Raw genomic sequence first — 13,505 nt, 5'->3', positions numbered from 1 at the left:
CACGAGGTGATGGCATGGACGACACGGGCGCTGAAGGTGGCAGCTTGACCGGCGGCGTGGCGCGCGTGTTCGCCGTGATCCGCGCGCTGGGCGCGGTGCAGGCCGAGGGCGGGCGCGTCACCGAACTGGCGCGCGCCGTGGGCCTGACCCAGGCCACCACGCACCGTCAGCTGGCGCAGCTGGTGGCCGAGGGCCTGGTCGAGCAGGACGAGCGCAGCAAGCGCTACCGCCTGAGCCTGGACTTCTTCGCGCTGGCCGCGCAGGCCGGCAATCCGGGCGATCTGCGCACGCTGGCCCGCCCTGCCCTGCTGCGCCTGTGCGGCAGCCTGGGCGACACCATCTTCCTGCTGGCGCGCAGCGGCTTCGACGCCGTGTGCCTGGACCGCGCCGAAGGCCCGTTCCCGATCCGCAGTTTCACCGGCGATGTGGGCGGGCGCATTGCGCTGGGCGTGGGCCAGGGCGCGCTGGCCATCCTGGCCTTTCTGCCCGAGGCCGAGCGCGAGGAGGTCATCCGTTTCAACCTGGCGCGGGTGCGCGAATACGGCGTGTACGACGAGGTCTACCTGCGCACCGAGATCGAGCGCGTGCGCGCGCTCGGCTACGCCGGCCGCAACACCGGCCTGCTCGAAGGCATGGCCGGCGTGGCCGTGCCGGTGCTGGACCGTGAAGGCCGCGCCGTGGCCGCGTTGAGCGTGGGCACGCTGAGCGACCGTCTGAATGCCGAGCGCCTGCCCACGGTGGTGGCGCTGCTGCAGCGCGAGGCCCAGGCGCTGTCACCGCGCCTGAACCCCTTCGACGCCACGCTGCGCCGGCCGGCACAAAGCCTGGCCAGCGTACCGGCTGGCGGCCTGGTCAGGGACGCGGCACCGCGGTGAAGGGGGCGACCGGGTGATGCGGCCATTCGGCCGCGTTGTCGGCGTTTGACGACGCGCTCAACCGCCCTGGAACTGCGGCGCCATCTGCGCGGCCGACCAGGCCAGGGGCACGGCCGCGGGGCGCCAAAGGCCGCCCGCCACCTGCAGCACCAGCAGCCGTTGCGCGCCGGGGTGGGCCGCCAGCGCCGGCCCCTCCTGCACCAGGCTGGCGGTGGCTGACAGCTGCAGCAGGTCGCCGCTGGTCCAGTCGACGAACAGCAGGCCGGCCCAGGGCCACAGCAGCAGGTTGCCCAGCGTGTTGAACATGGCATTGCCGGCGTAGTCGGGCAGCGTGAGCTGGTGGCCCGCCGGCGTGCGGCTGACCTGCACGAAGCCCGGCCGGCCGCCGCGGTGCGACAGATCCACGCCGGCGCCCGGCGTGCCGTCGTGCCGCGGTGTGGCAGCACTGCTGCTGGCGATGAAGCAGGTGTCACTGGCCTGCACCAGTGCCAGGGCCTGGGCACCGAGCACAGGGCCTTCGGCATGGGCTCGACCCGGTGCACGGTCTGGCATCGGCTGCGGCTGGCGCGCCTGGATGTACTTCGGGCAGTTGCCGAAGCTTTGCCGCACCCGCACCGTGAAGCCCTGCGCGCCGGCGCTGAGCAGCTCGCCGTTCATGCGGTTGCGCCGCCGCGTGTGCGGCTCCAGGCCCAGCAGGCCGACAGGAGCGCCAGGGGTCAGGCCGGCGGCGGCGGGGTCTTGCGCATCGGGGCTGGCCATCACGTCCAGCGTGCTGTCGTCGGGTGAGTGCATGAAGCCCGGCATGCCGGTCAGCACCGTGGCCCAGGGTCGGCCCTGGGCGTCGAGGGTGCCCAGCCACAACGTGGGCAGCTTGTGGAACAGCTCGCGGTGCTGCCCGGGCATGTGGCTGCGGATCATGGCCTGACCCACGGCCGCCATGCGGTCGCGCACACCCAGCCGTTGCTGCAATGCCAGTTCACCGGCGTGGAAGGCGGGCGATGTCATGGCCTCGTCCTCCACGCCGTTCAGGCCAGCGCCGGCGGCACCGGCGAGGCCACCATGCCGACGAAGCCGGGCAGCGCCTGCACACGTGCCAGCCAGCCGCGCAGGCGCGGATAAGGCGCGAGCGACACCGCCCCTTCGGGGGCATGGGCGGTGTAGCTGTAGATCGCCACGTCGGCCAGCGTGGGGTGGTCGGTGGCCAGCCAGTCGCGGCCTTCCAGGTGCTGCTCCATCGTCGTGAACAGCTGGACGGCCGCCGTGCGCGCGGCCGGGTTGTCGGGCCGCCCGAACAGCACGGCCACGCGGGCAGCGGCCGGCCCGTAGGCCAGCGGCCCAGCGGCCACGCTCAGCCAGCGCTGCACTTCGGCCTGCACGGCTGGCGAAGCGGGCAGCCAGCGGCGGCTGGCGTCATAGGTCAAAGCCAGGTACACCAGGATGGCATTGCTGTCGGCCAGCGTCAGCCCGCCGTCTTCCAGCACCGGCACCTGGCCGAAGACGTTGCGAGCCAGAAATGCCGGCTGCTTGTGCGCCCCGGCCGGCAGGTCCACCGTCACGCTGTCGAACGGCAGGCCCAGCAGCGACAGCATCAGCTGCACGCGGTGGCAGTGACCCGAGATCGGGAAGCCATGCAGCCGGATGGACGAGGTGGGATGGGTCATGGGTGGATCCTGGTCAGACGTGGAGGAGCCCGGAGCTTAGGCATTGCGTCAATCGGACGGAATACGCCGCTGGATCAGTTCAGAATTGCACCGGACGAAACAATGCGGACAACCCCGTGGACCACTTGCAGACCCTGCGAACCTTCGTGGCCGTGGCCGATGCCGGCAGCCTGGCGGGCGCGGCGCGGCAGCGCGACATCTCGGCGCCGACCGCCACGCGGGCCATCGCCGCGCTGGAGCGGCGGCTGGGCACCTCGCTGCTGCTGCGCACCACGCGCAGCCTGCGGTTGACCGAGGCGGGCGAGCAGTTCCTGGCTGACACGCGCCGCGTGCTGGCCGAGCTGGATGCCGCCGAAGCCGCCGTCACCGGCCAGCGCCTGCATGCGCAAGGCCTGCTGTCGGTGACGGCACCGCAGCTCTTCGGCCAGCGCCATGTGGCGCCGCTGCTGTTCGAGTTTCTGGACGGGCACCCTCAGGTGCAGGCGCGCGCCTTCTTCACCAACCGGCTGGTGCACCTGATCGAAGAGGGCTTCGACGTGGCCTTGCGCATCGCGGCCCTGCCCGACTCGGGCCTGACGGCCGTGCCCGTGGGCCACATGCGCAACGTGCTGGTGGCCTCGCCCGCCTATCTCAAGCGGCAGGGCATGCCGCGCACCCCGGCCGATCTGCGCCAGCACCGCGCCGTGGGGCTGACCATCGAGGGCCAGGGGCGAGCGGGCTGGACCTTTGCCGGCGAGCGCGCGCCGGTGCAGCCCGACGAGCGGCTGATCGTCAACGACAACGCCACCAAGGTGGCTGCCGCGGTGGCCGGCCAGGGCGTGGCGCGCGCGCTGGCTTACCAGGTGAGCGACGAGGTGCGCGACGGCCGGCTGATGGTGCTGCTGGCCACGCACGAGCCACCTCCGGTGCCGGTGCACCTGGTGTACCCCGCCGGCCGCGCCGCAACGGCCAAGGTGCGGAGCTTCGTCCAGTTCGCCGCCGAGCGGCTGCGCGCGCTGCCGGTTCTGCAGGGACAGGGGCTCTCGGCCCCGCGAGGCACCCGCCGGGGCCCGCGGGACCGGGACGGCACCTCAGTTCCAGGCGCGTTGCCCAGCGGCGGCCGCGTCGCCAGACCGCGGCCCCGGTCCGCCTGATCGCGCCCGCAGGCTCAATCGCGCCGCTGCGCGAACAGCTTCTCCACCTCGCAGTGCGTCTTCACGAACGGCGACTTGATGACGATGTCGCTGAAGTACTTGGCGATGCCGATGTTGCGCTCCAGCAGGCCCTCGATCACCTGCTCGGGTCGCAACGGCGGCCAGCTGGTCCCCGGCCTGCAGTACGACCCGAGCAAACTGATCGCGAAGTTTGGCCCGGACCAAGGTCGGCGCCTGCCCGCCACGCCAGTCGCCGCGGTTGCTGCCTCACGCGCGCCGAGCACCCGCGCGCGCCCGGCGCGCCGGCTGGGCGGCTGCCTGGGGCTCCGCGCCGCCCGTGCCTGGCGCAGGACTGCCCAGCACGGCCCGCGCCAGGCCTTCGGCATCCAGGCCGGGCAGCATGCCGTCCAGCACCAGCATCGCCAGGCCGTGCACCAGGGCCCAGGCGCGCACGGCTTCCACACGCGGATCGCCGGTGATGTCGGTGCGCGCGGCCATGCCCTGCTCGAACAGGCGGGTCGACCGGGCCAGTGATGCCACCAGTTCGGGGCTGCGGCTGCGGTCGGCCACCGCCGGGCCGAACATCAGACGGAACATGCCCGGGTGGGCCACCGCAAAGCGCACATAGGCCACGCCCATCTCCGCGAACGGCTCGCCCGCCGCACCGGCCGCCCGCTGCACGGCCTCGGCCGCCGCCTGCATGGCGTCGGTGAAGGCGTCGAAACCCTGGGCCGCCAGCGCGGCCAGCATCGCGTCCTTGTCGGCGAAGTGGCGGTAGGCCGCCGTCGGCGACACGCCCGCCTGGCGCGCCGCCTCGCGCAGGCTCACGGCGGCTGCACCGCCCTGCTCCAGCGACGCCATGGCCGCGCGCAGCAGGGCCGCCTTCAGGTCGCCGTGGTGGTACGCATTGCGCTCGGATGTTGACACTGTGAACATTGGCCTCTAGAGTGGCCGAAGTTTACGCCGTTCACATCATGAAGATCCTGCTCTGTGCCGTGGGCAGCCACGGCGACGTGCTGCCCGCTGTCGCGCTGGGCCAGGCATTGCAGCGCCGCGGCCATGCCCCACAGCTGTTCGCCAACGCGGCCTTCGAGCCTCTGGCCCGGGCGGCCGGCCTGCCCTTCACTGCCACCGGCCGCGCCGCCGACATGGCCGACGCCCTGAGCAACCCCGACGCCACCGACGCGCGCAAGGGCCTGGCCCTGCTGGCCCAGGGCGTGCTGCGCAGCGCCACACAGGGCTACCCGCTGCTGTGCCAGGCGCATGAGGCAGGTCGCACGCTGGTGGTGGGCACATCGCTGGCCTGGTCGGCGCGCCTGCTGTCCGAGACACATGGCACGCCCGGCGCCGTGCTGCACCTGGCGCCTTCATGGCTGCGCTCGGCGCATCGGGCCCCCAGCCTGGGCCCCCTGGGGCACCTGGCCGGCGCACCACGCTGGCTCAAGCGCTGGGCCTTCGGTCTGATGGACCGGCGCCTGCTGGATCCCTTGTTCACCACGCCCTTCAACGCCTTGCGTGCCCGCCTGGGTCTGGCCCCGGTGCAGCGCTGCTTCGACGCCTGGATGCACCAGGCCGACTGCGTGCTGGGCCTGTTCCCCGACTGGTTCGCGCCGCGGCAGCCCGACTGGCCGGTCGCCTTGCAGCTGACCGGCTTTCCGCTCGACACACCGGAGGCCGACGTGCCGCTGCCCGATGACGCGGCCGCCTTCCTGGCCGCGGGCAGCGCGCCGGTGCTGGTGACCGGCGGCACGGCCAATGCCTCGTCTCATGCCCTCTTCGCGTCGGCCATCGAGGCCTGCCGTCTGAACCGCCAGCGCGCCCTGCTGCTGACCCAGGATGCACGGCAGCTGCCCGACACGCTGCCGGCGGGCATGGCGCACTTCCGCTACCTGCCGTTGCGCCGGCTGCTGCCGCGTGTGGCCACCGTCGTGCACCACGGCGGCATTGGCACCACGGCCCAGGCGCTGCAGGCGGGCGTGCCACAGCTGATACGGCCGATGGGCTTCGACCAGTTCGACAACGCAGGGCGCGCCCAGGCGCTGGGCGTGGCGCGCACCTTGCCGACCGGGCGCCATGCGCCGGCCGCACTGGCCCGGCTGTTGCGCATGCCGGATCGCGACCCCACCTGGCGCACCCGGTGTGCCGAGTTGGCACGCCAGGCCGCCGCCAGCCAGGGTGTGGCGGCCGCTTGCGACGCCATCCTGCAGATGCGCCGCGCCGCCGCCCTCACCGCGCCGCGATCACCTGCTGATCAATGACCCCGAACGGCCCCGGCCGCCCGTCGTCGAAGCTGGCCTGCATGCGCACGCGGTCGCCAAAGCGCATGAAGCCGGTGCGTATCTCGCCCTGATCGATCTTCTCGATCACGCGGCGCTCGGCGATGCAGGCCGAGCCGGCCGCGCGCGACACGTTGGACACCGTGCCCGAGCCGACGATGCAGCCGGCCGTGAGGCGCCGCGTGCGTGCGGCATGGGCCAGCAGTTCACCAAAACCGAAGTTCATCTCGCCGCCATGCGGCTCGCCAAAGCGCTGGCCGTTCCACTGCACCTGCAGGCGCAGGTGCAGGCGGCCGTCGCGCCAGGCGTCGCCCAGTTCGTCGGGCGTGACGGCCAGTGGCGCAAAGGCGGTGGACGGCTTGGCCTGCAGAAAGCCGAAGCCGGCGCGCATCTCGCGCGGGCCCAGTGTGCGCAGGCTCCAGTCGTTGATCTGCACCAGCAGGCGCACGCAGGCCAGCGCCTGGGCGGGCGTGGCAGCCATGGGCACCGGGCCCACCACCACGCCGAACTCGCCCTCGAAGTCGATGCCGTCGGCCTCGCTGGGCAGCGGCACGTCCTGCGTGGGGCCGAGGAAGTCGTCGCTGGCGCCCTGGTACATCACCGGGATGGTGTCGAAATCGGGGATCGGCGGCATGCCGAAGGCCTGGTCCATCAGCCGGCCATGGTTCAGGAAGGCCGAGCCGTCCAGCCACTGCGGGCTGCGCGGCAGCGGCGCGGCGCAGGCGTTGGGGTCGAAGGCGAAGGCCTCGGACAGCGTGCCGGCGTTCAGCGCGTCATACGCGGCCTGCAGCGGCACCTGCACGGCGTCCCAGCGCTGCAGCGCATCCAGCAGACTGGGGGCGACGTGCGGCACGGCCACGGCGCGCTGCGCATCGCGCGAGACGACGACCAGGCGGCCGTCCAGCGAGTCATCGGCCAGGGTGGCGAACTTCATGCGATCGGTCTTTCAGGGTTCAACTGCCATCGGAAATGGTGGTGCCGCCATCCACCACCAGGTTGTGGCCGGTGATGAAGGCGCCGGCCGCGCTGGCCAGCATCACCACCACGCCGGCGATTTCGTGCGGCTCGCCCACGCGGCGCAGTGGCGTGGCCTGCAGGCGGCGCGCCATGAAGGCCTCGTCGGCCATCAGGTGCCCGGCCAGCGGCGTGCGGATCAGGCCGGGTGACACGGCGTTCACGCGGATGCCCTGCGGCCCCCATTCCACCGCCAGGTTGCGCGCCAGCTGCGCCAGCGCCGCCTTGGACAGGCCGTACAGGCCGATGGCGCGGTTGCCACGCAAGCCGGCAATGCTGGACATCAGCACGGCGCTACCGCCGCCCCGCTGCGCCATACCGGGCAGCAGGCCGCTGGTCAGGCGCGCGGCGGCGCGCAGGTTGATGTCGAACACCTGCTGCCAAGCGGCATCGCTGGCCTGCGCCAGCGGCCCGGCCGGGCCCTGGATGCCGGCATTGCAGACCAGCACATCCACGGCGCCCGCCGCCTGGCACAGCGCGTCGATCTGTGCCGGCTGGGCCAGATCGGCCGGGCAGGCGTCGGCCACCCGGCCCTGCGCGCGCAGTGCGGCCACCGCCAGCTCGCAGCTGGCGGCATCCCGGTCGGACACCAGCACGTGCGCACCGTGGGCCGCCAGCGCCTGGGCGATGGCCAGCCCCAGGCCTTGACCAGCGCCAGTGACCAGGGCCGTGCGGCCGCTCAGATCGAACAACGACGCGGCGGCGATCGTGTTCATGCCCGCGCCGCCAGCGCCGTGGCGATGGTGGGTTCGTAGGCGCCATCCACCAGCACGAAGAGCATGCGGCACACGCGGCCCGAGCGGTTGGCCCAGGCATGGTTGGTGCCGCGCTGCACCACCACGCTGCCGGGGCGCAGCAGCACCTCGCCTTCGTCCAGCACCAGGGTCATCTCGCCGTCGATCACGACACCGTAATCGATGGACTCGGTGCGGTGCATCAGCGGGTGCGGGGAGTCGGCCTTCACGGTGGACGCCGCGGCATCGCCGATCTGCGCAAAGGCGCCCTGCATGCGCGCTGCGCCATGGGCCAGGAAGTCGGCCGTGTCGGGCGGGATGTCGACGAAGCGGATGCGCGTGCCGCTGCGCGGCGGCGGCAGGCTCAGCGGCCCCAGCGTGGGATCGGCGCCGTTGTCCACCGGGGCGGGCGTGCCGTGGGTGGCCCACACTTCGTGGAACACGGTGCCGGGGATGGCCTGCAACCCGACGACGGTAGGCAGTGGGCCATCGCTGCTGACGATGGCGCGGCCTTCGGCGTCATGGCCGGTGACCACGCGGTGGATGGATGGAAGACTCAAGCGATCAGTCCTCGAAGATCGCCACGGCCCGCGTCCAGCCGGCCGAAGCGCCGCGGATCTTGTGCGGAAAGCAGCTGATGGTGAAGCCCGTGGCCGGCAGGGCCTCCAGGTTGTGCAGCTTCTCGAGGTGGCAGTAGCCGATGTCGCGGCCGGCCTTGTGGCCTTCCCAGATCAGGGCCTTGTTGCCGGTCTCGGCCACCTTCTGGGCGGTGTACGAGAACGGCGCGTCCCAGCTCCAGGCGTCGGTGCCGGTCAGGCGCACGCCGCGCTCCAGCAGGTACATGGTGGCCTCGTAGCCCATGCCGCAGCCAGCGCCCAGGTAGTCGGGGTGGCCGTAGCGGCTGCCGGCGCGGGTGTTCACCACCACGATGTCCAGCGGCTGCAGTGCATGGCCGATGCGGTCGAGCTCGACGGCCACCTGCGCGGCCGTCACCACATGGCCGTCGGGCAGGTGGCGGAAGTCGAGCTTCACGCCGGATTGGAAGCACCACTCCAGCGGCACCTGGTCGATGGTGATGCTGGGGCGCGCGCCGCCGTTCTTGGCGTCCTGCGTGGAGTGGAAGTGCCAGGGCGCATCCAGGTGCGTGCCGTTGTGCGTGGTCAGCGTCACCCACTCGGCGGCGGCCGCCTCGCCGTCGGGGTAGTCCTCGGGCCGCGTGCCGGGCAGCAGCGCCATGAACTCGGGCAGCGTGTCGGCGTGCTTCTGGTAGGTGATCTTGGGCGCCAAGGGCGGCGGGTCACTGAGCACGTCGTTTTCGAGGTAGATCGACAGGTCGACGAAGCGCCTGGCCGGGCGCTTGGGACGCGTACCTTGCGGGAGGTTGGCCATGTGCTCCGCCCTCAGATGGGCTGCGCCAGCGCGCCCAGCGATTCACGCATGATCCTGCCGTGCTCGGCCTTGTCGCCGCCCTGGATCTCGATCAGGCACAGGCGCTCGGAGTTCTTCACCACCATGGCGCAGCGCTCAAAACGGCGGGCGTGGAAGGCGTCGAGCGCGGCCTGCAGGTCGCTGTGGCGCTCCAGTTCCTCGCCCAGCACGATGCCGCTCTCGATGCCGATGCCGGCGCCCGAGGCCAGGTGCGGCGTGGTGGCGGCCACGGTGTCGCCGATCAGCAGCAGGCGGCCGCGGTTCCACGGCGCGGGCACCAGCAGGTTGGCCAGCGGGCGGTAGTCGATGGCGGCCTCGGGCGCCGTCATGCCGGGGATCAGCGCCTGCAGGATCGGCGCGCTGAACGGCTGCAGCAGGCCCTGCACCACGGCCGGCCAGGTGGCGGGGTCGATGTGCTCCTTGGTGGGCCGGTCTTCGGTGATGAAGACGTACATGTGCGTGGCCGACACCGGGTTGACGCCGCACTTGATGTGCGGGCCCAGCCACATGGCCGGCCGCTCCAGCCCGGCCGGGCGCGGCGCCACGGCACGCCACACGCCCTGGCCGATGTACTGCGGTGCCGGCACCTCGGGCATGAAGCGCGTGCGCAGCGCCGAGTGCACGCCGTCGGCGCCCACCACCAGGTCGTATTGCGCCACGTCGCCGTTGGCGAACGTGACCTGCATCGCGTCGCCCACCGGCGTGATGTCCTGCCAGCCGTAGCCCAGGCGCACGGTGGCCCCAGCGGCGCGCACGGCATCGGCCATCAGCCGCGCCAGCACCGGACGCATGATGCCGCCGCCCCCGGGCAGCTGCGTGCCCACCGGCGGCGGGGTCTCGATGCGGCCGATGGGGTGGCCCTGCTGCGTGTACATGTCCACGCCCACCGAGGTGAAGCCGTGCTGCGCGAAGGCTTCGAACAGGCCCAGTGTCTGCAGCGCGCGCAGCGTGGGCCCGTTGATGGTGATGCCGGCGCCCAGCGGGCACCACTGCGGATCGATCTCGAGCAATTCGACGGCGATGCCGGCGCGGCGCATGCGGATGGCCGCCGCCATGCCCGAGAAGCCGCCGCCGATCACGAGCGCATTGCGGATGGCAGTCATGGAGTCTCCTTCGATCGTGTTCTGTGAGAGGCCGTGCTTATGCGTAGTCGCCGTCGTGCGAGCTACCCGGGCCGGGCATCCACTTGTTGCGGAAGCGCAGCAGGAAGGCTTGCGACTGGTCGGCCGAGATCGGCACCTCGCGCGGCTGCCAGGCGGCGTCGTGCAGGTCCATGTCGGCGTCCATCTCCACATGGCAGCCGAAGGGGCTGTTGAAGTACCAGAACCAGTTGGAGCCGAACAGGTGGCGGCCGGGGCCCCAGAAGCCCTTGTAGCCGGCCTCGATGAAGCGGTGGCCGTTCTGCATCACCTCGGTGGGGCCGCCGAAGTGGAAGGTGAAGTGCTCCACGCCCTGCGGCACCATCGGCGGCACACCGATCAGGAAGTGCGTGTGGTGGTCCAGCGTGCCGGCCGGCTGCAGGAAGGGACCCACGCCGGTGAAGCGGTCGGTGCATCGGAAGCCCAGGCGCTGGGCGTAGAAGGCCTCGGCCTTGGCCACGTCATTCACGAAGTAGACGATGTGCGACAGCGCGCGCGGCTGGATGCGGCCGCGACCGGCCTGCACGCCCAGCTGGTTGGCGGCGCGCTGGATCGGCGATCCCGGCGCATTGCTCAGCTCGCCCAGACCGATGATGGGCTTGCGGCGGCTGATCTGGAAGCCGATGGCGAAGCCGGCATCGTCCACCGACTCGATCGATCCGTCGGGCAGCTGGCGCACCTCGCGGTCACGCGACAGCTCGGCGGTGATGGCGGCCAGATCGGCCGCGCTGGCCACGCCCATCACGGTCTTGCGCAGCTGGCAGGTGGGTGACGGCGCGGCGGGCAGGCCGGGCGTGCCGGCCGCACGCAGCTCCACGCCGGTGCCGTCTTGCGCCTCCAGGCGGTTGGCGTCGGTGGCCGCGGGCTCCAGGCCGTAGTCGATCAGGTACTCGCGGCAGGCCGCCAGGTCATCGGGGACGAAGACCAGGGTTTCCAGGCCGGTGATGTTCGGGAAGGTCTTGGCAGAGGTCGTGCTCATCGTGTCTTTCGGGTTCAGGGGATGGCCGATCAGGCAATGCGGCCGTGCAGCGTCTCGGCCACCCAGTCGGCGATGTAGTGGCCGGCGTTGATGCTGTTGTCGAAGCTGCTGTGCTGCACGCCGCCTTCGCGGTCGGTGAACACCTTGAGCTCGCGCTTGGGGCTGTTGATCAGCTGCTCGTAGGTGCGCTGTGCCCACTTCAGCGGGATCTGGCTGTCCTTCTCGCCATGCGTCACCAGGAAGGGCACGCGGATCTTCTCGACCACGCCGTCCAGGTGCACGTTCTCGGCGATGCGCATGAAGTCGTCCACGTCCTTGGCGCCCCACACCCAGCACACATGGGCCCAGTAGTGCGGCACCGGGAAGTTGCCTTCCTTCTCCAGCCGGCGCTTCTGCACATCGCGCCAGTCGTGGTTGGCGCCCCAGACAACGCCGCAGGCAAAGCGCGGCTCGTGCGCCACGGCGCGCGGGCAGTAATAGCCGCCCAGCGACACGCCCTCCATGCCGATGCGCTGCGGGTCCACGTCGTCACGCGTCTCCAACCAGTCGACCACGCGGCTGGCCCAGTGCTCGCTGTCGAAGCGGGCGGTCAGGCCGTGCAAGCGCAGCGCCTCGCCGGTGCCGGGCTGGTCGACGATCAGCGACGAGACACCCCGCTGGGCCAGCCAGCCGGGCAGGCCCACCAGGTACTTCATCTCCTTGGTCGAGTCCAGGCCGTTCACTTGCATCAGCAGCGGTGCGCGCTGGCCCGGCTGCAGGCCTTCTGCGGGCAGGTAGAGCGCGGAGAGCGTCTTGCCCTCATAGGGGATCTCGACGCGCTGCACACGATCGCCCATCAGGCGCGAGCCTTCGAGGAACAAGGCCAGCTCGCGCTCGTACAGCGCGCGGCGGCCCGGCGCGTCGTGCGCCTGCAGGCGCTCGGCGGTGATCAGGTAGCCGCTGGCGCGGCGCAGCTTCTCGCCGGCCGAGAACAGGCGGCCACGCGCGCGGTCTTCGTCGGCCAGCGAGCACAGCTGATCGGCCATGCGCACCCAGGTCTCGCGGAAGGCGCGGGTGCCGGCCGCATCGGGCGCCTTGGCTGCCTCCTGCAGCGGCGCGCACATGGCTTCGATCTCGCCGATGCGTGCGCCCATCTCGATGGCCAGATCGACCGAGAGGTTCCAGACGTAATTGGTGGGGAAATACTTGAACATGGATGTGCTGAGACCGGTGCAATCACCGCGGTGGCGGCAGCTTAGGCAAGCACAGCCCACAAGAAAAACGCATTCGGTTGACGCAATGATTCGATGCCATCTCACAATCGAGGGTTAACCCAAGAAGTGAAGCCAGGCGCCCATGCGATTCAACCGCCTCGACCTGAACCTGCTGATCGCGCTGGACGCGTTGCTCACCGAGCGCAGCATCACGCGCGCGGCGCAGCGGCTGAACCTCACGCCGTCGGCCGTGAGCAGCGCACTCGCACGGCTGCGCACCTACTTCGACGACGAGCTGCTGGTGCAGGTGGGCCGCAAGATGGAGCCCACGCCGCGCGCCGAAGGGCTGCACGATGCCGTGCGTGACGTGCTGGTGCGCATCGACACCACCATCGCCAGCCAGCCACAGTTCGACCCCGCGGCCACCGACCGCACCTTCCGCATCTTCCTGTCCGACTACACGCAGACCGTGCTGGCGCCGCATCTGCTGGCGCTGGCCGCGCAGCAGCGCTGCACGGCGCGCTTCGACTTCCTGCCGCAGGTCAGCAACCCGCAGCGCAGCCTGGAACGCGGCGAGGCCGATCTGCTGATCATCCCGCGTGGCTTTCTGTCGCCCGATCATCCACAGGACCTGCTGTACGAGGAGCAGTTCGTCTGCGTGGTGTGCGCGCACAGCCGCCTGGCCCAGGGCACGCTGACGCTCGATCGCTACCAGGCCGCCGGCCATGTGGTGATGCAGCCGCCCGGCGGCATGGGCGATTCGTTCGAGACCTGGTTCATGAAGCGCCACGGCTTCGCCCGCCGCGTGGCCGTGACCACCTACGGCTTTGCAACCATGCCGCCACTGGTGCGTGGCACCGAGCACGTGGCCACCGTGCACGCGCGCCTGGCACAGCTGGCGGCACCGGCCTGGGGGCTGAAGGTGTACCCCACGCCGCTGGCCATGCCACCGATGGAGCAATGCGCGCAATGGCACAAGTACCGCACGCAAGACCCCGGCCTGGTGTGGCTGCGCGGGCTGCTGCGCCAGGCGGTGCAGCGCATGGACGCGCAGGCGGACGGCTGATCCGCGC

14 protein-coding genes and 1 pseudogene are annotated in these 13,505 nt (G+C 71.4%); 4 read left to right on the top strand and 11 right to left on the bottom strand.

Going from position 1 to position 13,505, the window contains the following annotated elements:
• Positions 1-14 precede the first annotated feature (14 nt).
• Positions 15-875 (top strand): IclR family transcriptional regulator, encoded by an 861-nt coding sequence (locus tag AACH10_RS21280; protein ID WP_341412522.1) that lies wholly within the window; start codon positions 15-17, stop codon positions 873-875.
• A 57-nt stretch (positions 876-932) separates the two neighbouring features.
• Here the strand turns inward: AACH10_RS21280 and AACH10_RS21275 are convergent, their stop codons facing one another.
• Positions 933-1,880 (bottom strand): pyridoxamine 5'-phosphate oxidase family protein, encoded by a 948-nt coding sequence (locus AACH10_RS21275; protein WP_341412521.1) that lies wholly within the window; start codon positions 1,878-1,880, stop codon positions 933-935.
• Positions 1,881-1,900: 20 nt separating this feature from the next.
• Positions 1,901-2,536, bottom strand: a complete 636-nt coding sequence (locus tag AACH10_RS21270; protein WP_341412520.1) for a glutathione S-transferase family protein — start codon at positions 2,534-2,536, stop codon at positions 1,901-1,903.
• Between the two features lie 116 nt (positions 2,537-2,652).
• On the opposite strand from AACH10_RS21270, the gene AACH10_RS21265 reads away from it, so the two are divergent.
• On the top strand, positions 2,653-3,669 hold the full coding sequence (locus AACH10_RS21265; RefSeq protein WP_341412519.1) for a LysR family transcriptional regulator: 1,017 nt from the start codon (positions 2,653-2,655) through the stop codon (positions 3,667-3,669).
• 14 nt (positions 3,670-3,683) lie between these two features.
• Here the strand turns inward: AACH10_RS21265 and AACH10_RS21260 are convergent.
• Both AACH10_RS21260 and AACH10_RS21255 read right to left on the bottom strand, forming a co-directional pair.
• Positions 3,684-3,815 (bottom strand): annotated as a pseudogene (locus AACH10_RS21260) (Lrp/AsnC family transcriptional regulator); the annotation flags it as partial.
• 121 nt (positions 3,816-3,936) lie between these two features.
• Complete coding sequence (locus AACH10_RS21255) at positions 3,937-4,596, bottom strand: TetR/AcrR family transcriptional regulator (RefSeq protein ID WP_341412518.1); 660 nt, start codon at positions 4,594-4,596, stop codon at positions 3,937-3,939.
• Positions 4,597-4,643: 47 nt separating this feature from the next.
• Between AACH10_RS21255 and AACH10_RS21250 the strand changes: the two genes are divergently transcribed.
• Entirely contained in the window at positions 4,644-5,927 is a 1,284-nt protein-coding gene (locus tag AACH10_RS21250) for a glycosyltransferase (protein ID WP_341412517.1), read from the top strand.
• Here AACH10_RS21250 and AACH10_RS21245 read toward each other — a convergent pair.
• The 7 genes from AACH10_RS21245 to AACH10_RS21215 are packed head-to-tail and all read right to left on the bottom strand — an operon-like array spanning position 5,896 to position 12,432.
• Positions 5,896-6,879: a fumarylacetoacetate hydrolase family protein gene (locus tag AACH10_RS21245; protein ID WP_341412516.1), complete on the bottom strand. Its 984-nt coding sequence runs from the start codon at positions 6,877-6,879 to the stop codon at positions 5,896-5,898. The genes AACH10_RS21250 and AACH10_RS21245 overlap by 32 nt on opposite strands.
• 19 nt (positions 6,880-6,898) lie before the next feature.
• The gene (locus tag AACH10_RS21240) at positions 6,899-7,675 is read right to left on the bottom strand and encodes an SDR family NAD(P)-dependent oxidoreductase (protein WP_341412515.1); all 777 of its coding nucleotides are present in this window, start codon (positions 7,673-7,675) and stop codon (positions 6,899-6,901) included.
• A complete protein-coding gene (locus AACH10_RS21235; protein WP_341412514.1) occupies positions 7,672-8,253 on the bottom strand; it encodes a cupin domain-containing protein in 582 nt (193 codons plus the stop codon). Before AACH10_RS21235 ends, AACH10_RS21240 begins: the two co-directional genes overlap by 4 nt.
• A gap of 4 nt (positions 8,254-8,257) precedes the next feature.
• The gene (locus AACH10_RS21230) at positions 8,258-9,082 is read right to left on the bottom strand and encodes a cyclase family protein (protein ID WP_341412513.1); all 825 of its coding nucleotides are present in this window, start codon (positions 9,080-9,082) and stop codon (positions 8,258-8,260) included.
• Between the two features lie 11 nt (positions 9,083-9,093).
• On the bottom strand, positions 9,094-10,224 hold the full coding sequence (locus AACH10_RS21225; RefSeq protein WP_341412512.1) for an FAD-dependent oxidoreductase: 1,131 nt from the start codon (positions 10,222-10,224) through the stop codon (positions 9,094-9,096).
• Between the two features lie 37 nt (positions 10,225-10,261).
• Positions 10,262-11,239, bottom strand: a complete 978-nt coding sequence (locus tag AACH10_RS21220) for a VOC family protein (RefSeq protein ID WP_341412511.1) — start codon at positions 11,237-11,239, stop codon at positions 10,262-10,264.
• Positions 11,240-11,268: 29 nt separating this feature from the next.
• Complete coding sequence (locus tag AACH10_RS21215; RefSeq protein WP_341412510.1) at positions 11,269-12,432, bottom strand: alpha/beta hydrolase family protein; 1,164 nt, start codon at positions 12,430-12,432, stop codon at positions 11,269-11,271.
• A 142-nt stretch (positions 12,433-12,574) separates the two neighbouring features.
• On the opposite strand from AACH10_RS21215, the gene AACH10_RS21210 reads away from it, so the two are divergent.
• Positions 12,575-13,498 carry a LysR family transcriptional regulator gene (locus AACH10_RS21210; protein WP_341412509.1) on the top strand — a complete coding sequence of 308 codons (924 nt, stop codon included), beginning with the start codon at positions 12,575-12,577 and terminating at the stop codon, positions 13,496-13,498.
• Positions 13,499-13,505 lie beyond the last annotated feature (7 nt).

Source organism: Pseudaquabacterium inlustre (assembly GCF_038066595.1).
Taxonomy (GTDB): domain Bacteria; phylum Pseudomonadota; class Gammaproteobacteria; order Burkholderiales; family Burkholderiaceae_C; genus Pseudaquabacterium; species Pseudaquabacterium inlustre.
This window is presented reverse-complemented; position numbering and strand designations above follow the sequence as displayed.

Bases quoted from the DNA above. Each gene is read 5' to 3' on its own strand.
- AACH10_RS21230 (WP_341412513.1), bottom strand. From the start codon at position 9,082: ATGGCCAACCTCCCGCAAGGTACGCGTCCCAAGCGCCCGGCCAGGCGC.
- AACH10_RS21210 (WP_341412509.1), top strand. From the start codon at position 12,575: ATGCGATTCAACCGCCTCGACCTGAACCTGCTGATCGCGCTGGACGCG.
- AACH10_RS21215 (WP_341412510.1), bottom strand. From the start codon at position 12,432: ATGTTCAAGTATTTCCCCACCAATTACGTCTGGAACCTCTCGGTCGAT.
- AACH10_RS21280 (WP_341412522.1), top strand. From the start codon at position 15: ATGGACGACACGGGCGCTGAAGGTGGCAGCTTGACCGGCGGCGTGGCG.
- AACH10_RS21245 (WP_341412516.1), bottom strand. From the start codon at position 6,879: ATGAAGTTCGCCACCCTGGCCGATGACTCGCTGGACGGCCGCCTGGTC.
- AACH10_RS21250 (WP_341412517.1), top strand. From the start codon at position 4,644: ATGAAGATCCTGCTCTGTGCCGTGGGCAGCCACGGCGACGTGCTGCCC.
- AACH10_RS21220 (WP_341412511.1), bottom strand. From the start codon at position 11,239: ATGAGCACGACCTCTGCCAAGACCTTCCCGAACATCACCGGCCTGGAA.
- AACH10_RS21270 (WP_341412520.1), bottom strand. From the start codon at position 2,536: ATGACCCATCCCACCTCGTCCATCCGGCTGCATGGCTTCCCGATCTCG.
- AACH10_RS21275 (WP_341412521.1), bottom strand. From the start codon at position 1,880: ATGACATCGCCCGCCTTCCACGCCGGTGAACTGGCATTGCAGCAACGG.
- AACH10_RS21225 (WP_341412512.1), bottom strand. From the start codon at position 10,224: ATGACTGCCATCCGCAATGCGCTCGTGATCGGCGGCGGCTTCTCGGGC.
- AACH10_RS21240 (WP_341412515.1), bottom strand. From the start codon at position 7,675: ATGAACACGATCGCCGCCGCGTCGTTGTTCGATCTGAGCGGCCGCACG.